Origin of the sequence: Knoellia sp. S7-12, assembly GCF_040518285.1 — a bacterium.
Taxonomy (GTDB): Bacteria; Actinomycetota; Actinomycetes; order Actinomycetales; family Dermatophilaceae; genus Knoellia.
This window is the reverse complement of sequence record NZ_CP155449.1, coordinates 1,209,186-1,231,018: the sequence shown is the minus strand read 5'-3', so window position 1 is coordinate 1,231,018 and position 21,833 is coordinate 1,209,186. Positions and strand designations below refer to the sequence as shown.

Genomic DNA, 21,833 nt, shown 5'->3' with positions numbered 1-21,833 from the left:
AGGCTGCCAGGCATCGAAGGGCATCCCGATGAGAGGAGCGTCTGGAGGCGACGCTCGCCGGCGACGGCATGCTGGCAGTTCACGCACGAGATGAGGTGTCGGTCCCAGTCCAGGGTGCGCTGCGCCGACAACTGTCCCGACACGTAGTCGGGGAGCTCGTCCAGGCGGCAGCGAGAGGGACGCGACAGGTGGATCACACAGCACCTCGCGCTGGCGTCAGGACGCCGGGGAGCCGTGGCGTGGAGGCAGTGGACGCTGCAGCGCGCACCTCGGGGGCTCGGTGGGCCAGCGCCTCGCGCAACTGTGCGCGTCCGCGGTGGATACGGGAACGGACGGTGCCGAGCTTGATGTCGAGCGTGGCCGCGATCTCTTCGTAGGACAGGCCCTCGATGTCACAGAGGACGACCGCTGCACGGAAGTCGGGCGCGAGGGAGTCGAGGGCGCGCTGCACGTCGTCGTCGAAGTGCGTGTCAGCAAAGGTCTGCTCAGGCCCCGCCTCACGCGCCGGCAACCGGGCGGCCGACTCGTCGGAGAGGGCGTCGAAGCGGATGCGCTGCTTGCGACGCATCTTGTCGAGGAAGACGTTGGTCGTGATGCGGTGCAACCAGCCCTCGAACGTGCCGGGGCGATAGGTGTGCAGCGACCGGAAGACGCGGATGAAGACGTCCTGGGTGAGATCCTCGGCGTCGTGCACGTTGCCGGTGAGGCGGTAGGCCAGACGATAGACGCGAGCGGAGTGCTCCTCGACGATCTGCTCCCACGTCGGCGGCGTCCACTCCCCAGTGGCCGCACCTGCATCGCTCGTCATCGTCATCCCCTGCTCAGTGCCCACATGGCTGCTCATGTCATAGGTGTCTACGCGCCGGAGCCGGGAAATGTTCCTGAAGATCCTGTATGCCGCCTGTGAGTCCTTGCGCGTGCTCACGCGCGAGTAGGGTTGCCGCTCATGAGCACCCTCAAACCCGCGAGCTGGTCGTACGCCGAGGACTTCGTCCCGGAGCCCGAGATCATCGAGCAGGCACGAGCCCGCGGCTTGGCCTTTGACGCCGCGACTCCGGTCGGCACCGGTGCCGGTGCGACGCTGCGACTGCTCACCGCGGCCATCGGCGCCAAGCACGTCATCGAGGTCGGCACGGGCGCGGGCACATCAGGGCTGTGGCTCCTCGCCGGGATGCCGCAGGACGGCGTCCTCACGACGATCGACATCTCACCGGAGCACCAGAAGGCCGCACGTGAGGCCTACGTCGCCGCGGGCTATCCCACGCAGCGCACCCGCGTCATCTCCGGGCGCGCCACCGATGTCCTGCCCCGCATGACCGATGGCGCCTACGACATGGTGCTCATCGACGCCGACAAGGCGAGCTACCCGGCCTACGTCGAGCACGGGATCCGGCTGCTGCGCAGCGGTGGCGTGCTCGCCCTCGACAACATGCTCTGGCACGACAAGGTCGCCGACCCGGCTGCGCGTGACAGTGACACGAGCACGCTGCGTGACCTGGGCAAGTCCCTGCGCGACAACGACGAACTCCTGCCCGCACTGCTGCCCGTCAGCGACGGTCTGCTCCTGGCCGTCAAGCGCTGACGCCCTCTGAACGACTTATTGCGACTTCGCACAGTCGCTCGCTGGGCTCGCAACTGTGCGAAGTCGCAATAAGTCGTAGCCTCAGGCGTGGGCGTCGACGCGCGGGCCAGCGCCGCGACGGAAGCCGGCCGGCCCCTCGGCGATCGCCACGACCTCAAAGTCCTCGATGGAGATCGGCGATGAGCCGATGAGCTCGGATCCCTTGGACTCGGCGGCGGTCACTTCGAACTCCTCGCGGAAGACCTTGCGCTCCTGCTCAGTGTCGAAGACGTAGGTGCCCTCGAACCACTCGCCCTCGCGCATGCGCCACACCTTGAAGGCGAGCCCGTCGAGGAACATGAAGCGGGCGATCGATGTCCCGACGACGTACTCACGCAACAGGTCCGCCGCGTTCTCGGGGGCGTCCTCGAGCGACCAGCGCACTGCCAGTCCGTATCCGGCGTTCATCGCAGACCTTCCAACCATCGCAGCAAAAGACGTGCACCGAACCCCGTCCCACCCTTGCCGTGGACTCCGGAGTCGACATCGGAACGGCCTGGGCCGGCGATGTCGAGGTGGGCCCAGCGGCGCTCTCCCACGAACTCACGTAGGAAGAGTGCTGCGGTGATCGACCCGCCTCCGACCGAGGGCCCAATGTGGTTGATATCTGCCACGTCGGACTCCAGTGCTCGACGGTAGGCCTGCACGAGCGGGAAGGGCCAGAGCGTCTCACCTGCTGTCTCACCGGCCGCACGCAGCTGGGACGAGAGATCCGCGTCGGCGGCAAAGACCGGCGCCATCGTGCGGGCCAGCGCGACCCGGGCCGCGCCGGTGAGGGTCGCGATGTCGATGAGCACGTCAGGATCGAGCTCGGCGTCGGCATAGGCCAACGCGTCGGCCAGGACGATGCGCCCCTCAGCGTCGGTGTTGCCGATCTCGGTGGTCATCCCACCGAAGTGAGTCACAACGTCACCGGGCCGGTATGCCGCCCCGCTCATCATGTTCTCGGCGAGCGCCAGCAGGCCGGTCACCCTGACGGGCACGTCGAGGTCGCGGCAGGCCGCGAGGACGGCCAGCACGATGGCCGATCCGGACATGTCGGTCTTCATCGCGAGCATGCCGTCGGCAGGCTTCACCTGCAGGCCGCCGGAGTCGAACGTGATGCCCTTGCCGACGAGGACGACGTGCGGTGTCGTGGCGTCGGCGCCCGCGGGGGCGTAGCCGAGTTGGACGAGCCTCGGCGGCGTCACGGACCCGCCACCCACCGCGAGCAGACCGCCGAATCCGTCTGCCGCGAGGGCCTTTTCGTCCCACACCCGGACATCCAGACCGTTGCGTGAGGCCACCGTGCGAGCCTGCCGTGCCATCCAGGCCGGGTTCTTGATGTTGGAGGGGGTGTTGGCGAGGTTGCGGGCCAACAAGCTGGCACCGGCCCTTCGGACCGCGCGCTCGACGACGTCGGACTCGGCGTCGACGAGGACGACCGCCGTCGCGACGTCGGCGCCGGCCGTCCAGGTCCCACCCGTGAACCGGGCTGGCGCCCATCCTCCGAGCACCGCACCCTCGACGAAGGCTGCCTGTCCGGCTTCGTCAGCCGACGGCGCCAGGACCACGACCTGGCCGCGTCCTCGGGTGGCCCGGCCCGCCGCCGCGCCGGCGAGGCGCAGATCCCGGGACCCGCCCTCCCCCAGCCCGACGAGGACGACCAGGCGGGCAGCCTGGTCTCCGCGCGGCATACGCACCACGGTCGTGGAGCCGACCGACGTCTTGGGTTCGTGGGTCTCGATCAGCTCGTCCGGGTCGAAGCCCGCAGTTGCGAGCGCCTGCCGCACTCGCGGCTCCCAAGGATCGTCACCGTCCGCCACGCCGACCACGAGCGCGAGGTCGTCCGGGTCGAGATCGGCGAGGACATCGGCGAGGGGCCCGTCGGCTGCGGTCCAGGCGGGCAGGGTCGGGGCAAGGAGATCTTCGATGGGCACGGACTCGACCCTACGACGCCGAGAGGGCCCCCACCATGTCGGTGGGGGCCCTCTCAACACGTCAGAGTCGACGAGTCACTTCTTGAGTGCCTCACAGTCGTCGATGGCCTGACCCAACGCTCGCACCTCGTCCGGAGTCATCTCGACGACGAGACGGCCACCACCCTCCAGGGGCATGCGGAGCACGATGCCGCGACCCTCCTTGGTGACCTCGAGAGGGCCGTCGCCCGTCCTGGGCTTCATTGCCGCCATGGGTGTTCCCTTCGTTGCCGCGGCGCACAGTCGTGCGTCACGTATTCACATCCCGGCGTTGGCGCACCGGTATCCCGAACCATTATTCCTTCAGGTGAGGTCTGAACGAAATCCGGGGTCGCTCACGGCGTTCTCGACCCCCATGGCGTGAAGGTGAGCAGGGCGCAGGTCCACCACACCAAACCCGCGAGAATGGGCACGAGCAGGACCGCCACGCGCCAGCGCCAGTGCGTGACGATGCGTTCCCCCGTCGACGTCCGCATCGCGACACTCGCGAGCAACGCGGCGAGGGGGAAGTCGAGGAGCAGGAAGCGCCACATGCTCGTGATCGGTCGGACGACAGCAAAGAGGTAGAGCGGGTAGGCCACCGCCCAGGCGCGCACTTCCACAGGGATCCAACGACCGTGCCGACCGAGGATGAGGGTGATGTAGGTGCCACACAGGGCCACGAGGACCCCCACACCGACAAGACCGCGGGCATCCCACGCCCACTGCAGCCAGAGGACGAACGGGCCCGACGCAGGCTTCTGTCCCCAGGCCTCCTGGACGTCGAAGAAGGCCGTCGGTATGCCGCTGACGACACCGACGACGACCGGCCAGGCGATGCCCGAGAGGCCCGTGACGACGAGCATCAGCGTCGCCGCCGACCGCTGGCCACGCAGGGGCGCGACACCGGCCGCCCGGTCCTCTCGGATCCGCACGATGAGGTGGATGAGCGCTGCGCAACCCATGGCTGCGGCCACACCACGCGTGAAGCCGAGCGGGACGGCCAGGACAGCGACGAGGACATACCTGCGTCTCATCAAATAGAGCAGTGATGCGGCGACGAGCACGACCGCCAGCGGCTCCGTGTAGGCCTTGAGCATCACCCCGGTCGCCGGATAGAAGCACCAGAGGCACGCGGCCACGAGGGCAAGCCGCTCGCGCCCCGGCTGAGGATCGGCGTGCAGTCCGTGGCGGAAGAGTGCCCAGATGAGCACCGCGCCGACACCGCCGAGGACGACGTTGAGCCCGACCGCCCCCACCGTGAAGGGGATGCCGACTGCCATGAGCCCCTTGACGATGAAGGGGAAGAGCGGATAGAACGCCCAGGCGCTGTAGGTGAGCTTGCCGGTGAGGGGGTCGGCGGGCAGCGGAACCGGATAACCCTGTGTCGCAATGGTTTCGTACCACTTGCCGTCCCAGAGTCCGATGAGGTCACCGACCGTCGGGTCGAGGTGTCCCACCCCTGCCGGGTTCTGGAACCACGTGGCCGCCACCCACATCGCGGCGAGGGCGACGAGCCGGGACACGACATAGACCAGGAGGATCGTCCGGACCGGATGGGCCAGGGCGAGAGCGGTCAGGTGTGAGCGCCCGGCGCTGGTGAGGACGGAGCGCGAGGCCGGCGGCGCGGCGGTGGCCGGCCGCGTCACGGCACTCACGACCGGAACTCCCGCACATCCCACACGAGCACGTCCTCGACCTGCACCGGCTCCCCGAGCACCGTGACGAGAGAGTCACGCAACGCAGTGGTCTGGGCACGCATCGGGAGGACGACCGTGTCGGTGCGCCAGGCTCGAAGGTCCTGCGCGAACTGGAGACGCTGGCCCTCGGTTGCGGGCGTCACGACGTTGGCCGCGTTCACGTCATAGAGCCACAGCGACAACGGCCGTCGCGCCGCGCCGTACTGTCCGCCACGGTCTGGTTGGCCGTTGGGGCCCACGAAATAGCCTTCCACGATGGGGAAGTCCATGGTGTCGGCCGCGAGCTGCCAGTCGAAGGCCCGCGCGTCGACGATGTCCGTCGGCGGCACCGCGAGGATGGAGCCACCATGGCTCCAGTCGCGCCACGCGTCGCCGGTGAAGAAGGTCGGTACGACAGGACGAGGGTCGACCTGGAGAGAGGTCGGCAGGACTGGCAGCAACGCCACCACTGCCGCTGCCGTCACGATCCATCCGCCAAACCGTGGCCACGCCGCCAGGTCGAGCTCTTCGGCGTCGTCCCGGCCGAGCGGGGACGCCTTCATCGCGGCGTCGATGCCGATCGCGAGCAGGCCCGCGAGTGCAGGGACGGCGATCATGACGAAGCGGGTGGGCAGGACGTTCTCGAGAACGGGCAGTTCGTCGAACAGTGCCCACAGACTGGGTATGCCGGTGGGCTGGCCCCTCAGCAGCACCTCTTCTCCCAGCGAGAGCCAGGAGGTGATGACGACGACTGCTGCGAGCGCCTGCACGACAGGGCGGCGAAGGAGCGCGAGCACGATGAGCGCGGCGAGCAACCAGAGCGGGACCCCGAAGAAGGCGTTCTCCTCGGTGCGGTTCATCGAGAGTGCCGCCGAGGCCCAGGGATCGGCGCCGAAGGTCCTCGTCGCACGACCCCAGAGCGCCGCGAGGTCGTTGCCCCCGGGCGGGTGATAGATGGAGGTGTAGCTCTGCCGGCCAGCGAACTGCCACCAGAGAGGCACGGCCACGATGACGAGACAGAGGGCCGCGCCGATCCCGATCCCGGGGAGCGCGCGCGCGAGGTGGATCCGACGGTGCGCGACGAGGATGAGGCCAGCGATCAGCATGCCGACGGCCGCGAGCAGCAACGGTTCCTCACCGATGAAGACCTGCCACGTCACCAGGAGCCCAAGGACCACGCCGTCACGGATGCGTCGGCCCCCCTCGGCCAGTCGCAGAGTCCGGTCGATGATCACCGGGATCAGGAAGAGGGCGACGAAATTGGGGTGGCCGTTGGCGTGCGACACCATCGCGGGGGCGAACCCGACGAACCAGCCACCTACGGCAGCGGCCGTCCGCCCGAGGCCGCGTCGACGGAAGAACCAGAACCAGGCCGCGGCCGTGCCCGCCAGTCCGAGCAGCTCGACGACGAAGAACGTGACGTGGGCGCTCGTGGCGAGCGTGAGTGGTGCGAGCGGGATGCCGAGGCCGGTGACGGCGGCGTTGGCCATGAGGTTGACGCCGTCGGGGAAGTTCTGACGGTCACTGAAGAGGGGGTTCGACAGGGTCGCCACGTTGTGGGCCGACGCCCCGAAGTACCACTCGAAGGCCTGATGGTCCTGCACCCCCTGTGAGAGGTATCCGGTGGACATGCGGCCGACGAGATTGCGCAGGACGTGGAGCGCGGTGCCGAGGTAGGCCGCGATCACCGCCAGGTCCACCCACCCCCATCTCACCACCGGCGCTGGAGTCCTTGCGTCTGCGGAGATGGCTGCTCTATCCACCGAATCCGCAGACGCAATGGAGGGGACACGTGTCACTCCTTCGGTTGCGTCTGCGGCTGTGGCGGTTCCAGCGACCATTTCCGCAGACGCCACGGGGAGAGAGCTGCGCAGGCGGGCGTTGTTGAGCGCTATCTGGGCGTCGAGGCGCTCAAGGACCTCGTCGACGCGCTCCGTCGGGTATCCGATGAGCTGCAGCCGGAACCCGTCCCGGTCGTCCCCGAACCCGTTGCTGCGTTGCTCGACGCCGGCCCCATGACGTCGGGACACCACCCAAGCCAGCGCCAGTGCGCACAGGACCACCGGGATACTGAGGAGCAGCGACCACTTCACGGGCCCACCGCCACGAGGCGGTCGACGACCCGGCCAAAGAGCAGCGGGCCCACGACATCGCCGACTCGGGTCGTGAGACGCCGCAATCCGCGCGACCCGATCCACAGCTCCTCGGTCCACGACAGACGGGACCCACCGGCATACGGAATCACGACGACCTCGGCCCAACCGGAAAGTCGACCGGTCTTGCGAATCCGCCACTGCCGAGGGGGGTCCCATGCGTCGACCACCATGGTGTCGTCGAAGCGAAATGGCCCGAGTGCGGTGCGCACCGTGAACTGCCACCCCAGGGCTGGCTCACCGGAAGCGATCGTCGTGGTCAGCGGCACGGTCTCGGTGTGCCCCTCGAGGGCCGCGACCCGTCGCCACACCTCCGCCGGTGGTAGCGGCGACTCACGCGTCAGGGTGAACATGACCATCCGCCTCCGCGAGGGCGCTCTCCTGCTCCGCGAGACGGTCGCGACGGGCGTCGAGGGCGGCGTCGACCTCGGCCGGCGCGTAGCCGTAGAGCGTCGTGCCCACACTCAACCCGTCGACGTCAGCGGCGGTGACAGTCTGCGGGAGCTCGAGCGGCGGTGTGGTTGACGTGGCGTCGGCCAGGGTCAGGACATCGAGCCGACCCGTCGCCAGTAGCGCCGTGACCGCGATGACGGCGACGGCGAGAAGTCCGAGGGCAACCCATTCCACGTCGCGATCCTAGGCGGCGCTCACTCGGCGTGAGTGCCCGTGCCCTCCGGCACGTCCGGTGCGTTGGCCCGGTCGGACGCGACGATGGCCGCAACGGCCTCCTCGACGTCATCGGTCAGCGTGACCAGCGCGAGGTCCTTGGCGCTGATGGTCCCCGCGGTCATCGCCGACGACTGCAGCCAGTCGATGAGCCCCTGCCAGTAGGCCGTCCCCATGAGGATGATCGGGAACGACGTGACTTTCTGGGTCTGCACGAGGGTGATCGCCTCGAAGAGTTCGTCGAGGGTCCCGAAGCCGCCGGGCAGGACGATGAACCCCTGGGCGTACTTGACGAACATCGTCTTGCGGGCGAAGAAGTAGCGGAAGTTCACACCGAGGTCGACGTACTCGTTGAGGCCTGTCTCGAAGGGCAGCTCGATGCCGAGGCCGACCGACGTGCCGCCCGCCTCGCACGCGCCCTTGTTGGCCGCCTCCATGGCGCCGGGGCCGCCACCGGTGATCACGGCATACCCGGCTTCGACGAGAGCAGCACCGACGCGCTCGCCCAGCTCGTAGGTCGGGTCTTCGGCCTTGGTGCGGGCCGAGCCGAAGACACTTACGGCCGGGCCGAGGTCCGCGAGCGCACCGAAGCCCTCGACGAACTCAGCCTGAATCCGCAGGACCCGCCACGGATCCGTGTGGATGAAGTCAGCCGAACCGTTGCTGTCGAGCAGCCGCTGGTCGGTCGTCTCGTCGGGCACCTTGGAGCGCCGCATGACGATCGGACCCTTGTAGTAGTCCTGCGTCGCATCCCAGGGCTTCGACGCATCAGTCGCTGAATCAGCCATTGCATCACTCACGGGAACCAACCTAGGCGAGCCATCTGAGCATGGCGGCCTCGGACGACACGAGTTGGTCGATGGGACAGCGCTCTTCGTCGTGGTGGGCAAGATTGGGGTCACCCGGGCCGAAGTTCACGGCCGGCAGACCCATCGCCTGGAAGCGGGCGACGTCGGTCCACCCCTGCTTGGCGATGACCTCGACGCCGAGCGCCTCGACGAACGCCTTGGCGGCGGGCAGGTCGAGACCCGGGCGCGCTCCCCCGGCGTTGTCGGTGATCTCAAAGGTGAGCCCGTCGAAGACCTCGTGCATGTGCGCGACCGCCTGCTCCTCGCTCGTGTCGGGCGCGTAGCGGTAGTTGACGCTCACGGTGCAGCGGTCGGGGATGACGTTGCCGGCGATGCCTCCGGAGATGTTGACCGCGTTGAGGGCCTCGCGATACTCGAGTCCGTCGACCATCACGGTCTTGGTCTCGTATGCCGTGAGGCGGCTGAGGATCTCGGCCGCGTCGTGGATGGCGTTGTGGCCGTTCCACGGTCGCGCCGAGTGGGCGGCCGCACCCTTGGTCGTGAGGTCGATGCGGAGCGTGCCCTTGCATCCACCCTCGACGATGGCACCGGTCGGCTCGAGGAGGACGGCGAAGTCAGCGTCCTCGATGAGGTCGGGCTGCTGCTGCTGGACGTGGAGCAGTCCGTTGAACTCGCTCTCGATCTCTTCGCCTTCGTAGAAGACGTAGGTCACGTCGCGGCTGGGCGCAGGAACTGTTGCAGCGAGACGCAATTGGACGGCCACGCCACCCTTCATGTCAACGGTGCCGCGACCCCAGAGCACTTCACCCTCGCCCTCGCCGCCGGGGAGCCGCTTGGTCGGCAGGTTCTTTGGATCGGTGAGCGGCACGGTGTCGATGTGGCCCGCGAGGACCACTCGTTCGTCGTGGCCGAGCTCGGTGCGGGCGATGACGGTGTTGCCGATCCGTGTGACCGTGAGGTGCTCGAGCGGTCGCAGCGCCTCCTCGATCGCATCGCAGACGGCGCCCTCGTCAAGGCTCACCGACTCGATGTCGCAGAGCGCAGCGGTGAGGGTGACTACATCGGCAGTGAGGTCGAGCGGCATACGCGAGACCCTACCGAGGCCCGATCGACGTCCCGATCGACGGCCCTGCCAGGAGGCCCATGGGTGGCTGACCTGCACGGATCGGCACACGGGGGAAGGGCATGCTGGGAGCCTAGGGGCGGGCCCTAGGCTTGGCGTCATGACCGCGCGCACCGCACACGGCTTCGGCCTCCTCACCCTTCACGGCGACAGCGTCCTCGACGTCTGGTTCCCCGCACCCGGACTGGGCGACGCGGGCGACGCGCAGGAGCCAGGTGGACTGTCCGCGCTGGCCGTGTCCGACGATGCTCGTGGCGTGACGCGCGAGGTGCGCCTGGTCCAGATCGACCTCGACACCGCACCGGCCGACCCCGCCGACGCGTGGCTTCGCCTGCACCTGCTCTCGCACCGTCTTGTGGCCCCCAACTCGATCTCGCTCGATGGTCTGTTCGGCGCGCTGACCAACGTCGTGTGGACGAGCCAGGGGCCTTGTGCCGTCGACGGATTCGAGCTCACCCGCCTCTCCCTGTTGGCCCGCGGACCGGTGCAGGTGTTCGGCATCGACAAGTTCCCGCGGATGACGGACTACGTCGTCCCCTCGGGCGTGCGGATCGCCGACGCCGACCGGGTCCGCCTCGGCGCCCACCTCGCCAGCGGCACGACCGTCATGCACGAGGGCTTCGTCAACTTCAACGCCGGCACGCTCGGCTCCTCGATGGTCGAGGGCCGCATCTCGCAGGGCGTCGTCGTGGGTGACGGCTCCGACATCGGTGGCGGCGCGTCGACGATGGGCACCCTCTCCGGAGGCGGCACCGAGCGGGTGTCGATCGGCCAGCGCTGCCTGCTCGGTGCGGAGTCGGGCCTGGGCATCGCGCTCGGCGACGACTGCGTCATCGAGGCGGGGCTCTATGTCACCGCCGGCACCAAGGTGACCCTCCCCGACGGCAAGGTCACCAAGGCCAGCGAGCTCTCGGGCCAGTCCAACCTGCTGTTCCTGCGCAATTCGGTCACCGGCACCGTGGAGGCGCGCCCGCGCGACGGCCACGGCATCGTCCTCAACTCCGTTCTCCACGCCAACGACTGATGCGATCGACCGGCGGCAGAGTCACCCTTGCCGAGGAGCAGCCGCGTCGCGGCCCTCGGTGGATCGCGCGCGCCCTCATCCTCAGCCTGATCGCGCTGGTCGGGTTGGGCGCCTGGTTCGGTGGACGCAACCTGTTCCACAGCGTTCTCGGCCCGCGGTGCCAGGCGACGGCCGCCGGCAACTCGGTCGACTTCGACCCTGACCAGATGAGCAATGCCGCCACGATCACCGCGATCGCCCTGAATCGCGGACTCCCGGCACGCGCCGCGACGATCGCACTGGCGACCGCGATCCAGGAGTCCAAGCTGCGCAACATCCGCTACGGCGACCGAGACTCGGTGGGCCTGTTCCAGCAGCGCCCGTCGCAGGGCTGGGGCACTGTCGAAGAGATCCTCGACCCCGAGTACTCCACCAACAAGTTCTATGACGCCCTCGTGAAGGTCAAGGACTGGGAGTCCGGCACCATCACCGTTGTCGCCCAGGAGGTCCAGCGCAGCGCCTACCCCGAGGCCTACGCCGACCATGAGCAAGAGGGCCGCATCCTCGCCTCGGCGTTGGCCGGCCACTCCCCCCGCGGCGTTGCCTGCCGCCTCGACGCCCCCGAGGGAGAGCCTGATGTCGCCTTGGTCGGCCGACTCCTCGACACCGAGTACGCCCTCAAACCCACTGCGGGCGACGGCACCCTGACCATCAAGGCACCCAACGACCAGATCGCGTGGTCGATCGCGTCATGGTCGGCCGCCAAGGCTGTCGACACGGGCATCACCGGCATCACGATCGGCGACCGCCGCTGGACCCGCAGCCGGGACTCCGAGGCGTGGGAGTGGAAGGCCAGCGACTCCCCCGCCCCCGCCCAGCAGGTCATCCTCCACCTCACCTGAGGCTCGTTTCGCAACGACCTTTGCGTATGCCGCGCGCTTGCCTTTGTGGGTCGCGTGCACGTGCCGGTTCGCCGCAGTCCCACCCGCCAGGTCCAGCCAGTGGCGAACCGGCACATCCACGCTCCCAGGCGGCTCACCTTCCAGCCTGCCGACCGCGAACCGGCGCCTACACGCCGCTTTTCGCTCGCCCCCATGGCCTGGGCGTGGGATTTGCACTTTGGGTCTGTGGAGTGCAAACTTGCACTATGAGCGCTGAGAGTGCAGTTTCGCGTCGGGAGCAGACTTCTCGCCGGATCTCACGGTGCGCGCAGGAGCTGGCGGTTGAGCATGGCTTCGACGGCTTCACCCTTGATGAGCTCGCCGAAAAGGTCGGGGTGTCTCGGCGGACGCTCTTCAACTACTTCCCCGGCAAGGAAGCAGCCGTTCTTGACAGCCCGGACTGCATCAGCCCCGACGACGTGGCGGTGTTCGTCGCTGGCGGTCCGGAGGGTCATCTGCTTCGCGACCTCGGGCACCTCGTGACGCACATCTACACCCGCGAGGAGCCGACGCGAGAGGACTGGCACCGGATCCACGCCCTCTTCGAGCGCAATCCACGACTCATCACCGCCGCCAAGGAGCGCTTCGAGGAGATGGTCACCCAAGTGCGTGAGGCCATCGAACAGCGTGAAGGACTCCCCTCCGGACACCCTCGGGCGCACGTCGCGGTCGCGATCATCGTGGGGCTGTTCCACTACTCGATGGCCTCTTTCCTCAGCGACGAGGACCGCGACTTCCCCACAGACTTCATGGCTGGTGTCGACGAAGCCACCCGCCTCCTCTCCTGACCGACCGCGCACCCAAAGAGCACGGCCGCGCACGGTTCAGGTTTCTCATCACCCACCTCCACCAAGGAGCAGCTTCGCCATGGCGACTTATCTCTATCGACTGGGCCGGACGGCATACCGTCGTTGGCCGTATTTCATCGCGGCCTGGCTGGTCGCGCTCGTCGCCATCGGCGGCGTCGCAACGACGATCTCGAAGCCGATGATCGACAAGTTCTCCATCCCCGGCATCCCGTCGGAGCAGGCAGCGCAGCTCCAGCAGGAGCTCTTCCCGCAGACCGGTGACGCGTTCGACCAGGCCAGCGCCACGGTCGTCATCGCGGCGCCGGAAGGTCAGAAGCTGTCCGACCCCGCGAACGCTGCCAAGGTCACCGCCCTCATCGCCGACCTCAAGGGTCTGCCGCAGATGCCCGCCGCGGGCACGCCCGGCGCAGCCCAGTTGGTGAACCCGGTTGATGCTGCCGCCGGTCAGCGCGAGCAGATGCTCAAGGATGCTACGGAGCAGGGCACGCCGGCCGCGCAGGCCGAGGCCAACGCCGCCGCCCTCTCGCCGTTGAGCGCTGACGGCCGCATCGGCACGATGACGTGGACCTTTGACGTCAAGACAGTCACCGACGTCGAGCCGGCAACCCAGGATGCTGTCCTGGCTGCTGTCGACACCGCACGCGACCAGGGCCTGACGGCCGAGGTCAACGGCGCCGGAATGCAGAGCTTCGCTCCGCCGGGTGGCACGTCCGAGCTCATCGGGATCGCCATCGCAGCCCTGGTCCTCATCCTCACCTTCGGCTCGCTCGTCGCCGCCGGTCTGCCACTCATCACGGCCGTCATCGGCGTCGGGATCGGCTCCCTGCTCGTCGTCGGAGCCACCGCGTTCTGGGAGCTCGGCACGATGACGCCGACCCTGGCGACGATGCTCGGCCTCGCCGTCGGGATCGACTACGCGTTGTTCATCCTCAGCCGCTATCGCAGCGAGCTGCGGCACACCGATGACAGGGCAGAGGCTGCCGGGCGCGCTCTCGGCACGGCCGGCTCGGCCGTCGTCTTCGCCGGCCTCACGGTGATCATCGCGCTCTCGGCGCTCGCCCTCGTCAAGATCCCGTTCTTGACCACCATGGGCCTGGCCGCCGCCGCGACTGTCTTCGTGTCGGTCCTCATTGCCCTCACCCTGACGCCCGCCATCCTCGGCATGCTCAAGGGCAAGGCCTTCGCCGGACGCGTCCGCAAGGAGAAGTCCGACGAGGGAGAGGTCGTCAACAACGGTGTGCGTTGGGCCCGCCTCGTGGGCCGCGCACCCGCACTCGTCGCGGTCCTCGCGATCGTCATTCTCGGCGCCCTCTCGATCCCCATGAAGGACATGCACCTCGCCCTGCCCTCCGACTCCACATCGCCGGTGGAGACGACGCAGCGCAAGGCTGCTGACCTTATGACCGACGCCTTCGGTGCCGGCCGCCAGGGCCCGCTCGTCCTCGTCGTCGACGGTCGCCAGATCAGCGACCCGGAGCAGCGCCCCGCCGCATACGGGAAGGTCGTCGCGTGGGCCGCCGGTCAGAGCGACGTCGCCAACGCCCAGATCATCGGCATGAACCAGGACAGCACCGGAGCCCAGGTGCTCATCACGCCCAAGAGCGGCCCGGACGACGAGGCCACCCTGACGTTGCTCGATGACCTGCGGGGCACCAGCGCTGACATCGAGGCCCAGACCGGCACCACGGTCGGTGTCACCGGCCTCACCGCGATCCAGACCGACGTCTCCGAGAAGCTGCAGAGCGCCTTGCTGCCCTACCTCGCCGTTGTCGTGGGACTGGCGTTCATCCTGCTGATGATCGTCTTCCGCTCCATCCTCGTGCCGCTCACCGCCACCCTCGGGTTCCTCCTGTCCGTTCTCGCCACCCTCGGCGCCACGGTCCTCGTGTTCCAGGAGGGCGTTGGCGGGTTCTTCGACGGCGCACCACTCATGAGTTTCATGCCGATCCTCGTCATCGGGATCGTCTTCGGGCTGGCGATGGACTACCAGGTGTTCCTCGTGACCCGCATGCGTGAAGCGTTCGTCCACGGAGAGAGCGCCCCCGAGTCGGTCATCGACGGGTTCCGCCACGGCGCCCGCGTGGTTGCGGCTGCCGCGGCCATCATGATCTCGGTCTTCGCCGCCTTCATGCTCCAGGACGAGCCGCTCATCCAGTCGATCGGCTTCGCCCTCGCGGCAGCTGTCTTCTTCGACGCAGTGATCGTGCGCATGACGCTCATCCCCGCGCTCATGTACCTCATGGGCGACAAGGCCTGGTGGCTCCCGCGCTGGCTGGACCGCATCCTCCCCGACGTCGACGTTGAGGGCCAGAAGCTCGGCCGGCCGGGTCAGCCCATTCACGAAGCAGCGTCCGAGCCAGGTGCGGATCAGTCCGATGAGCCCGAGGAGCAGGAGCTCGTCGGCGCAGGTCGGCACCGCAGCTGACCCCACGGCATACACGCGAAAACCCCCGACCTGCGCGCCATGCAGGTCGGGGGTTTTGCGTACGCCGGGTGACGCGTGTGCCGGAGGCTGAACATCGTTTGCGAGCCGCCCCTGCGGGGCTGGCGTCGACCTAAATGCTGCCCAATGCACCGATGGTTCGAGAATCGGCAAGGGTGGCGGCCGCCATCGCCGCGACGCCGGCGAGCGCGCCCTTGGAGCCTTCGTCACGCGCGAGCCGCGCGCAGTAGGCGGCGATCCCGAGGTTCAGCGCGGCTCTCGCCACAAGCCACGGCCGACGGGGACGACCAGCGAGCAGGCCAGGAACCAGAGCAAGGTCGAGCGCACCGATCACCCGCAGATCCTGAGCATGGTCGCCCAAGCCAAGGGTGCGACCGACCCGCGAGGGTGCAATCACGAGAACAAGGCCGATGGGCAGCGTCACCCATCCCACCCCGCTGGCCGAACGGAGCGCGGCATCGCGCTCCGTTGTCTCGACCAGCCGACGCATCAGCGGCCGGTGATGAGCTTGTAGTCGCGCTCGGTCTCACCGGTGTAGATCTGCCGGGGGCGACCGATCTTGGTGTCGGGGTCCTCGATCATCTCGCGCCACTGGGCGATCCAGCCGGGGAGACGGCCCATCGCGAAGAGCACCGTGAACATCTTGGTCGGGAAGCCCATCGCCTTGTAGATGAGGCCTGTGTAGAAGTCCACGTTGGGATAGAGCTTTCGCTCGATGAAGTAGTCGTCCTCGAGGGCAACCTGCTCGAGCTTGAGGGCGATGTCGAGCAGCGGGTCGCGCACCCCGTCCTTGCTCAGGATCGAGTCGGTCGTCTTCTTGATGATCGCGGCGCGAGGGTCGTAGTTCTTGTAGACCCGGTGCCCGAAGCCCATGAGCTTGACGCCGTCTTCCTTGTTCTTGACCTTCTTGACGAAGGTGTCGACGTCGCCGCCGCTCTTGAGGATTCCGTCGAGCATCTCGAGCACTGCCGAGTTGGCGCCACCGTGCAGCGGTCCGGAGAGCGCGTGGATGCCCGCGGAGACCGAGTTGAACATGTTGGCGTGCGCCGATCCGACGAGGCGCACGGTCGACGTCGAACAGTTCTGCTCGTGGTCGGCGTGCAGGATGAGGAGCTGGTCGAGCGCCTTGACCATGTCGGGATCGATGTCGTAGTCCGTCGCCGGGACACCGAACGTCATGCGGAGGAAGTTCTCGGTGAGCGACAGCTCGTTGTCCGGGTAGAGGAACGGCTGCCCGATGCTCTTCTTGTAGGCGTAGGCCGCGATGGTGGGCAGCTTCGCCAGGAGGCGGATCGTCGAGATCTCGACCTGCTCCTTGTCGAAAGGGTCGAGGCTGTCCTGGTAGAAGGTGCCCAGGGCCGAGACCGCAGACGACAGGACGGGCATCGGGTGGGCGTCGCGCGGGAAACCGCCGAAGAAGGACTTGAGGTCCTCGTGGAGCATCGTGTGCTGGCGCACCCGGTCAGTGAAGTCGTCGAGCTCGGCCTGGGTCGGCAGCTCGCCATAGACGAGCAGATAGGACACCTCGAGGAAGCTCGACTTCTCGGCAAGCTGCTCGATCGGGTAGCCGCGATAGCGCAGGATGCCCGCGTCACCGTCGATGTAGGTGATGGCGCTGTTGCACGACGCGGTGTTGACGAACCCGATGTCGAGCGTCGTGTCGCCGGTCTCCTTGAGCAGGGTGGAGATGTCGTATCCGTTGTTGCCCTCGGTGGCCTTGATGAGGGGGAATTTGAGTTCCCTGTCGCGAACCTGGAAGGTCGCGCCAGCCGCTGCGTCTGTGCTCATCGTGTCTTCAATCCTCACGTCTCGGGCGAGGTCGCAGTGGGCGTCGCTCGCGCACCATTGACGCTACCCCAGACCCCCGCGACGACGAAAAGTGCGTCCGCTCACTCGCTGGAGAGGCGTTCGGCTGCCGCACGGATCCGCTCGTCCGATGCCGTGAGCGCGATGCGCACGTGCTGTCGGGCGGCGGTGCCGTAGAAGGTGCCGGGAGCGGCGAGTATGCCGCGTGCGGCCAGCCGCTCGAGCGTCACCCAGGCGTCCTCACCCGCGGTCGCCCAGAGATAGAGCCCAGCGTCACTGTGCGTGATCTCGAGTCCGAACGCTCGGACCCCTGCGAGCAGGGTCTCGCGGCGGGCGGCATACACGGCCTTTTGACTCTCGACATGGGCTGCATCGCTGACTGCCGCCGTGAGGGCCACCTGCACCGGCCACGGGACGATCATGCCGGCGTGCTTGCGCACCTCGAGGATCTGGTTGACGAGACCCGGATCCCCCGCGACAAACGCCGCGCGGTAGCCCGCCAGGTTGGACTGCTTCGAGAGCGAGTAGACGCAGAGCAGACCATCGTGGGACCCGCCGGTGACCCGCGGGTCGAGGATCGACGGTGTCGTAGGGGCGCTCGCCCCGCCGCGATCGGTGCGCCAGTCGAGTTCGGCGTAGCACTCGTCGCTGGCGACGATGACGCCGTGCTGCCGAGCCCAGGCGACGACCTTGGCGAGGTGCTCGACGCCGAGCACCTGGCCCGTCGGGTTGCCAGGAGTGTTGAGCCACAGCAGTTTTGGCGTCGTTGACGGAGTGAGTGGGCCAAGCGCGGCGAGTCCATCGACGACCTGCGGAGTGGCGCCGACGAGGCGTGCACCGACGTCATAGGTCGGATAGGCCGCTGAAGGGAAACCGACGATGTCGCCGGCGCCGAGGCCGAGCAGAGTCGGCAGCCAGGCCACGAGCTCCTTGCTGCCGATCGTCGGCATGACCCCATCGGGGTTGACGTCGGGCACTCCGCGACGAGTCGCGAACCAGGTCGCCACGGCCTCGCGCAGAGCCGGCGTGCCCCAGGTCTGCGGGTAGCCGGGCGCGTTCGATGCCGAACGCAGGGCCGCCTGCACGACCTCGGGCGTCGGGTCCACGGGGGTGCCGACCGACAGGTCGACCAGGCCGAGACCATCAGGTGTGGCAACAGAACTCGCCCGCTCCTTGACCGGAGCGAGCGAGTCCCAAGGAAAGTCTGGAAGGTGGAGCAACGAGGTCAGATCACTCGTCGTGGGACTGCGGAGGAAGGTCCGCAATCAACGGGTGGTCCTTGTTGATCAGGCCCATCTTGGCCGCGCCACCAGGGCTGCCGAGGTCGTCGAAGAACTCGACGTTGGCCTTGTAGTAGTCGGCCCACTGCTCCGGGGTGTCGTCCTCGTAGTAGATCGCCTCGACAGGGCAGACCGGCTCACATGCACCACAGTCGACACACTCGTCGGGGTGGATGTAGAGCGATCGCTCACCCTCGTAGATGCAGTCGACGGGGCATTCCTCGATGCAGGCCTTGTCCTTGAGGTCGACACAAGGCTGCGCGATCACGTACGTCATGCGGCCATAGTATGCCGGGCGTGCCCACCTCCTTCGACGCCGTCCACATCGGCGCCCGTGTCGTCGTCCGCTGGCGCCTCGACCCGCCTCCCCACGCGATGGCCGGCTCCCCCTCGATGACCGACGCCGTTGGTGAGCTCGTCGCTCGCAGCGAGCACGACGTCACGGTGTCGACCAGTCGCGGATCCGTCGTCATCGCGCGCGACCGCATCGTCGCTGCCAAGGAGATCCCACCCAGGCCCAGCCGCCGGGGCTCGGCGCATCTCGCGATCTCGAGGGCTGACCTGCAGCGCGTCATGGGCCCGAGTTGGGGAGCGCTGGAGCGCGAACCCCTCGGCGAGTGGGAGCTGCGCGCCTCTCGGGGCTTCACGCAGCGCGGCAACTCGGTCCTGCCCATCGGTGATCCCGGCATCCCCCTCGCCGACGCCATCGATCGGATCGAGGCCTGGTATGCCGTCCGCGGCCTCCCAGCCGCCGTGTCACTGACCGGACCGGTCGGCTTCGAACCGGCGACGGACCCGCTCGGCGCTGAGTTGCTGAGCCGCGGCTGGACCGCTGGCAGCCGCACCCTCAACCTCACCGCTGCGACGGACCGGGTCGCCGCGGCAGATCCCGGCGGGCCCCACGTCGGCGTGGGCGAGACGCTCGACGGGGCGTGGCTGGACGCCTACCAGCAGAGTCGGGCCGTGGTCCCGGACGCAGCCGAAGGCGTGCTGCTCGGCAGCCCACGCCAGCTCTTCGGTCGCATCGCCCTCGGGGGCGGTCTGGCCCAGACGCTCGGCCTCAGCACCCCTGGTTCTCGTGACCCTCGCCCCGTCGCCATCGGCCGGCTCGGCCTGGCTCACGGTTGGGCCGGCCTCGGAGCCCTGTGGACCGACCCGGCCTACCGCGGTCGAGGTCTGGGGTCCCACCTCACGGCGCAGCTGGCAGCGACAGTGCGACAGGGCGGAATACAGCTCATCCACCTGCAGGTCGAGGCGGACAACGCCCCGGCGATCGGCATCTACGAGCGACTCGGGTTCGAACGGCACTCGAGCTACGTCTACCTCGCCCGGGCCGAGCGGGGCTGAACTCCAGCTACTTGGAGTCAGGGTGCGTGCAGTTGACGTCGTCCTCGGGAATGTAGTGCGTGTTGAACGTCTCGGTCTTGACCGTCTTGCCAGCCTGTTTGAAGGTCCGGGTGACCGTGACATCGAACCCCGGGGTCGGGGTCTGCGTGATGCACTTCGGCGAGGGGTCGGTGAGCTTCTTGAACGGGATCAGGTTGCGGCGCGGCCCCTTGTTGGCCGTGATGTCCCACTTCTTGACGCCATAGAACGACACGGTGACCTCACCGCCCACTGCGGAGGCCCGGATGTACACGCCACCGTCGGTCGTGTTGACCCACGACATGTCGAGGTCCGGCCACGAGACCGTTGCCTCGCGCCCCTCGGGGTAGCGCGAGATGTAGAAGCCGTGGGGCATGTACTCGACGAACTTCATGCCTGCGAAGAAAGCGGCGTTGAACGTGGTGGTGGACACCTGCGAGATGCCACCGCCGTAGTTCTGGCTGAGGCGACCGTTGTTGATGGTGCCGCCGATCGCGTAGCCCTTGGCCGGAGTGCGCTGACCGAGAACTCCGTTGAGACTGAAGGTTCCCCCCGGCGGGACGTAGGTGCCGTTGAGGGTCTTGGCCGCGAGCCTGATGTTGGTCACCCGGCCGCCACCGTTGGGATTGAAGTACGTCGTGAAGGTCGAGATCATGCCCTTGGGCAGAGTGGCTCTGGCCCTCTCGGTGGTGAACTCCGGCTGCGACACGGTGACGGGGATGATCGCGGCCCGCTCAGGCGACGTCAGCGCGGCCGTCACGGGGCCCTCGATCTTGGTCGGGTCGAGTGCGACGCCCGTCCGGGAGGGGACGACGGTCGGCTGGTTGTTCACGAAGGTGACGGTTGCGTCCTTGGCCTTTGCCGTCGCCTTGGCGCGGTCTGCCGCCTCGGTGACGGCGGCGATGATGACCTTGTCGTCGAACTTCGGCGTGATCTTGCCCTGGGCGTCGGCGGGGAAGCTGATCGCGGGGGCCAGCGTCGCGGCGCTGATCTCGAAGGTCTTGTCGCCTGCCTTGACAGCAATCGGGCCAGACATGGCCTTGTCGGCAAACTCCGTCTTGACCCGCTGCAACTCCTCCGCTGACACCTTGGGGGTCGACGCGGTCACGGGGGCCACGATCGGCGTGCTGCGGGGCCACGAGGTCGCGATCAGGTCGACGGTCCTGTCGAGCACGACCGACTGACCCTTGACGGGCGCCACCACAGCGACCTTGCCCCCGGTCACCGAGATCGCACCCTCCTTGGGTGCCACGGTCAGGGCCTTGGACGCCTGGGTCACCGAGGCCTTGAGCTTGGTCTCGTCGACCCTGGTCTTGAGGCCTCGGCTGTCACCGCCTGTGAGGTGACCGATGACCTTGGCCGGGTTGAGACTGAATCCCGTGAGATCACCGATCGAGGCGTCGAGGTCGATGGCCAGCCCCGCCTCGGCCGGGACGATGGTCGCCGACTTGCCGCCAGCGGTCAGCGTCACCGGCGTGTCGCCACGCTCCTTGACCGCGGCCTCGACCGCCGTGCGGGCTGCGGCTGGGGCCATGCCTCCGACCTGCACCCCCCCGACCTTGGTGTCACTGGGCATCCGACCGCTGGTGTAGGCCGCGACACCGACGTATGCGCCAACGAGCAGGACAAGGGCACCCACGATTGCCGCGATGGCACCTCGTTGGCGTCGCGGTTGACCCGGCTGCTGGTCGAAAACGTCGGTCATGGCGTTCCTTGGTTCGATCGAGTGAAGCGTTCTTGGATCAGGGCAGGGCGGAGTACTGTCCGCGGAAGTGTACGAGGGCAGCCTGCGGATCGCCCGCCAAACCGGCCGCCTGGACTGTCGCGACGATGATGCTGTGGTCCCCTGCAGGGTGGACGTCGCGCACCGCGCACTCGAGCGTTGCGAGTGCCCCGTCAAGGAGTGGCACCCCTGTGGTGCCTCGCGTGTGAGGCGCCCGGTCCATCTGCCCGGGCAGCGGGCGCCCCGGGGTCGCGAACCAGGCCGCGAGCCCTCGCTGACTGGCCGCGAGCACGCTGACGCCGAACATCCGCGACTCGAGCACTGCGTCATGGAAGCGGGCGTCGGTCTCGACGCAGATGAGCAGGAGCACGGGATCCAACGAGACGCTTGTCAGCGAGTTGGCCGTGAGGGCGTGGTCCTGGCCCGAAGCCGTCGTCGTGACGACCGCGATGCCCGTGGCCAGCCTGCCCATGAC

At 68.1% G+C, this 21,833-nt stretch carries 22 protein-coding genes; 6 read left to right on the top strand and 16 right to left on the bottom strand.

Annotated features, from left to right (window positions below; translation table 11 throughout):
- Window positions 1–193: 193 nt before the first annotated feature.
- Complete coding sequence (gene sigE, locus V6K52_RS05955; protein WP_353953725.1) at window positions 194–832, bottom strand: RNA polymerase sigma factor SigE; 639 nt, start codon at window positions 830–832, stop codon at window positions 194–196.
- Between the two features lie 114 nt (window positions 833–946).
- On the opposite strand from sigE, the gene V6K52_RS05950 reads away from it, so the two are divergent.
- The gene (locus V6K52_RS05950) at window positions 947–1,582 is read left to right on the top strand and encodes an O-methyltransferase (protein WP_353952966.1); all 636 of its coding nucleotides are present in this window, start codon (window positions 947–949) and stop codon (window positions 1,580–1,582) included.
- Between the two features lie 81 nt (window positions 1,583–1,663).
- Here the strand turns inward: V6K52_RS05950 and V6K52_RS05945 are convergent, their stop codons facing one another.
- The 9 genes from V6K52_RS05945 to dapE all read right to left on the bottom strand — a co-directional run bounded on the left by V6K52_RS05945 (window position 1,664) and on the right by dapE (window position 9,949).
- A complete protein-coding gene (locus V6K52_RS05945; RefSeq protein WP_353952965.1) occupies window positions 1,664–2,029 on the bottom strand; it encodes a hypothetical protein in 366 nt (121 codons plus the stop codon).
- On the bottom strand, window positions 2,026–3,540 hold the full coding sequence (locus tag V6K52_RS05940; protein WP_353952964.1) for a leucyl aminopeptidase family protein: 1,515 nt from the start codon (window positions 3,538–3,540) through the stop codon (window positions 2,026–2,028). The genes V6K52_RS05945 and V6K52_RS05940 overlap by 4 nt, the downstream gene beginning before the upstream one ends.
- Before the next feature lie 75 nt (window positions 3,541–3,615).
- A complete protein-coding gene (locus tag V6K52_RS05935; protein ID WP_082569572.1) occupies window positions 3,616–3,792 on the bottom strand; it encodes a DUF3117 domain-containing protein in 177 nt (58 codons plus the stop codon).
- 122 nt (window positions 3,793–3,914) lie between these two features.
- On the bottom strand, window positions 3,915–5,216 hold the full coding sequence (locus V6K52_RS05930; protein ID WP_353952963.1) for a hypothetical protein: 1,302 nt from the start codon (window positions 5,214–5,216) through the stop codon (window positions 3,915–3,917).
- Window positions 5,213–7,330 carry a glycosyl transferase gene (locus V6K52_RS05925; RefSeq protein WP_353952962.1) on the bottom strand — a complete coding sequence of 706 codons (2,118 nt, stop codon included), beginning with the start codon at window positions 7,328–7,330 and terminating at the stop codon, window positions 5,213–5,215. Before V6K52_RS05925 ends, V6K52_RS05930 begins: the two co-directional genes overlap by 4 nt.
- Window positions 7,327–7,743, bottom strand: a complete 417-nt coding sequence (locus V6K52_RS05920; RefSeq protein ID WP_353952961.1) for an SRPBCC family protein — start codon at window positions 7,741–7,743, stop codon at window positions 7,327–7,329. The genes V6K52_RS05925 and V6K52_RS05920 overlap by 4 nt, the downstream gene beginning before the upstream one ends.
- Window positions 7,724–8,017: a hypothetical protein gene (locus V6K52_RS05915; protein WP_353952960.1), complete on the bottom strand. Its 294-nt coding sequence runs from the start codon at window positions 8,015–8,017 to the stop codon at window positions 7,724–7,726. Before V6K52_RS05915 ends, V6K52_RS05920 begins: the two co-directional genes overlap by 20 nt.
- Window positions 8,018–8,037: 20 nt before the next feature.
- On the bottom strand, window positions 8,038–8,844 hold the full coding sequence (locus V6K52_RS05910; RefSeq protein ID WP_353953724.1) for a TIGR00730 family Rossman fold protein: 807 nt from the start codon (window positions 8,842–8,844) through the stop codon (window positions 8,038–8,040).
- Window positions 8,845–8,866: 22 nt separating this feature from the next.
- Window positions 8,867–9,949, bottom strand: a complete 1,083-nt coding sequence (dapE, locus tag V6K52_RS05905) for a succinyl-diaminopimelate desuccinylase (RefSeq protein WP_353952959.1) — start codon at window positions 9,947–9,949, stop codon at window positions 8,867–8,869.
- Window positions 9,950–10,088: 139 nt separating this feature from the next.
- Between dapE and dapD the strand changes: the two genes are divergently transcribed.
- The 4 genes from dapD (at window position 10,089) to V6K52_RS05885 (ending at window position 15,166) form a co-directional block, all read left to right on the top strand.
- Window positions 10,089–11,012, top strand: a complete 924-nt coding sequence (gene dapD, locus V6K52_RS05900; RefSeq protein ID WP_353952958.1) for a 2,3,4,5-tetrahydropyridine-2,6-dicarboxylate N-succinyltransferase — start codon at window positions 10,089–10,091, stop codon at window positions 11,010–11,012.
- On the top strand, window positions 11,012–11,893 hold the full coding sequence (locus tag V6K52_RS05895; protein WP_353952957.1) for a hypothetical protein: 882 nt from the start codon (window positions 11,012–11,014) through the stop codon (window positions 11,891–11,893). Before dapD ends, V6K52_RS05895 begins: the two co-directional genes overlap by 1 nt.
- A gap of 245 nt (window positions 11,894–12,138) precedes the next feature.
- Window positions 12,139–12,720 (top strand): TetR/AcrR family transcriptional regulator, encoded by a 582-nt coding sequence (locus tag V6K52_RS05890; RefSeq protein ID WP_353952956.1) that lies wholly within the window; start codon window positions 12,139–12,141, stop codon window positions 12,718–12,720.
- A gap of 79 nt (window positions 12,721–12,799) precedes the next feature.
- Window positions 12,800–15,166 carry an MMPL family transporter gene (locus V6K52_RS05885; RefSeq protein WP_353952955.1) on the top strand — a complete coding sequence of 789 codons (2,367 nt, stop codon included), beginning with the start codon at window positions 12,800–12,802 and terminating at the stop codon, window positions 15,164–15,166.
- 130 nt (window positions 15,167–15,296) lie between these two features.
- Here V6K52_RS05885 and V6K52_RS05880 read toward each other — a convergent pair whose 3' ends face one another.
- The 4 genes from V6K52_RS05880 to fdxA form a co-directional block, all read right to left on the bottom strand.
- Complete coding sequence (locus tag V6K52_RS05880) at window positions 15,297–15,674, bottom strand: hypothetical protein (RefSeq protein WP_353952954.1); 378 nt, start codon at window positions 15,672–15,674, stop codon at window positions 15,297–15,299.
- Window positions 15,674–16,972, bottom strand: coding sequence for a citrate synthase (locus V6K52_RS05875; RefSeq protein WP_353952953.1), 1,299 nt, complete (start codon window positions 16,970–16,972; stop codon window positions 15,674–15,676). Before V6K52_RS05875 ends, V6K52_RS05880 begins: the two co-directional genes overlap by 1 nt.
- 101 nt (window positions 16,973–17,073) lie before the next feature.
- Entirely contained in the window at window positions 17,074–18,210 is a 1,137-nt protein-coding gene (dapC, locus tag V6K52_RS05870; protein WP_353952952.1) for a succinyldiaminopimelate transaminase, read from the bottom strand.
- Window positions 18,211–18,220: 10 nt separating this feature from the next.
- Entirely contained in the window at window positions 18,221–18,547 is a 327-nt protein-coding gene (fdxA, locus tag V6K52_RS05865) for a ferredoxin (protein WP_353952951.1), read from the bottom strand.
- A 20-nt stretch (window positions 18,548–18,567) separates the two neighbouring features.
- Here fdxA and V6K52_RS05860 point away from each other — a divergent pair, with 20 nt between their 5' ends.
- Complete coding sequence (locus V6K52_RS05860; RefSeq protein WP_353952950.1) at window positions 18,568–19,617, top strand: GNAT family N-acetyltransferase; 1,050 nt, start codon at window positions 18,568–18,570, stop codon at window positions 19,615–19,617.
- Window positions 19,618–19,624: 7 nt separating this feature from the next.
- On the opposite strand, the gene V6K52_RS05855 is transcribed toward V6K52_RS05860, so the two are convergent.
- Both V6K52_RS05855 and V6K52_RS05850 read right to left on the bottom strand, forming a co-directional pair.
- Window positions 19,625–21,340, bottom strand: a complete 1,716-nt coding sequence (locus V6K52_RS05855; RefSeq protein WP_353952949.1) for a VanW family protein — start codon at window positions 21,338–21,340, stop codon at window positions 19,625–19,627.
- 37 nt (window positions 21,341–21,377) lie between these two features.
- On the bottom strand, window positions 21,378–21,830 hold the full coding sequence (locus V6K52_RS05850) for a flavin reductase family protein (RefSeq protein WP_353952948.1): 453 nt from the start codon (window positions 21,828–21,830) through the stop codon (window positions 21,378–21,380).
- Between the last annotated feature and the right edge of the window lie 3 nt (window positions 21,831–21,833).

Bases quoted from the DNA above. Each gene is read 5' to 3' on its own strand.
- V6K52_RS05875 (WP_353952953.1), bottom strand. From the start codon at position 16,972: ATGAGCACAGACGCAGCGGCTGGCGCGACCTTCCAGGTTCGCGACAGG.
- V6K52_RS05850 (WP_353952948.1), bottom strand. From the start codon at position 21,830: ATGGGCAGGCTGGCCACGGGCATCGCGGTCGTCACGACGACGGCTTCG.
- V6K52_RS05935 (WP_082569572.1), bottom strand. From the start codon at position 3,792: ATGGCGGCAATGAAGCCCAGGACGGGCGACGGCCCTCTCGAGGTCACC.
- V6K52_RS05890 (WP_353952956.1), top strand. From the start codon at position 12,139: ATGAGCGCTGAGAGTGCAGTTTCGCGTCGGGAGCAGACTTCTCGCCGG.
- dapE (WP_353952959.1), bottom strand. From the start codon at position 9,949: ATGCCGCTCGACCTCACTGCCGATGTAGTCACCCTCACCGCTGCGCTC.
- V6K52_RS05880 (WP_353952954.1), bottom strand. From the start codon at position 15,674: ATGCGTCGGCTGGTCGAGACAACGGAGCGCGATGCCGCGCTCCGTTCG.
- V6K52_RS05945 (WP_353952965.1), bottom strand. From the start codon at position 2,029: ATGAACGCCGGATACGGACTGGCAGTGCGCTGGTCGCTCGAGGACGCC.
- V6K52_RS05895 (WP_353952957.1), top strand. From the start codon at position 11,012: ATGCGATCGACCGGCGGCAGAGTCACCCTTGCCGAGGAGCAGCCGCGT.
- V6K52_RS05920 (WP_353952961.1), bottom strand. From the start codon at position 7,743: ATGTTCACCCTGACGCGTGAGTCGCCGCTACCACCGGCGGAGGTGTGG.
- fdxA (WP_353952951.1), bottom strand. From the start codon at position 18,547: ATGACGTACGTGATCGCGCAGCCTTGTGTCGACCTCAAGGACAAGGCC.
- V6K52_RS05885 (WP_353952955.1), top strand. From the start codon at position 12,800: ATGGCGACTTATCTCTATCGACTGGGCCGGACGGCATACCGTCGTTGG.
- V6K52_RS05910 (WP_353953724.1), bottom strand. From the start codon at position 8,844: ATGGCTGATTCAGCGACTGATGCGTCGAAGCCCTGGGATGCGACGCAG.
- dapD (WP_353952958.1), top strand. From the start codon at position 10,089: ATGACCGCGCGCACCGCACACGGCTTCGGCCTCCTCACCCTTCACGGC.
- V6K52_RS05855 (WP_353952949.1), bottom strand. From the start codon at position 21,340: ATGACCGACGTTTTCGACCAGCAGCCGGGTCAACCGCGACGCCAACGA.
- V6K52_RS05950 (WP_353952966.1), top strand. From the start codon at position 947: ATGAGCACCCTCAAACCCGCGAGCTGGTCGTACGCCGAGGACTTCGTC.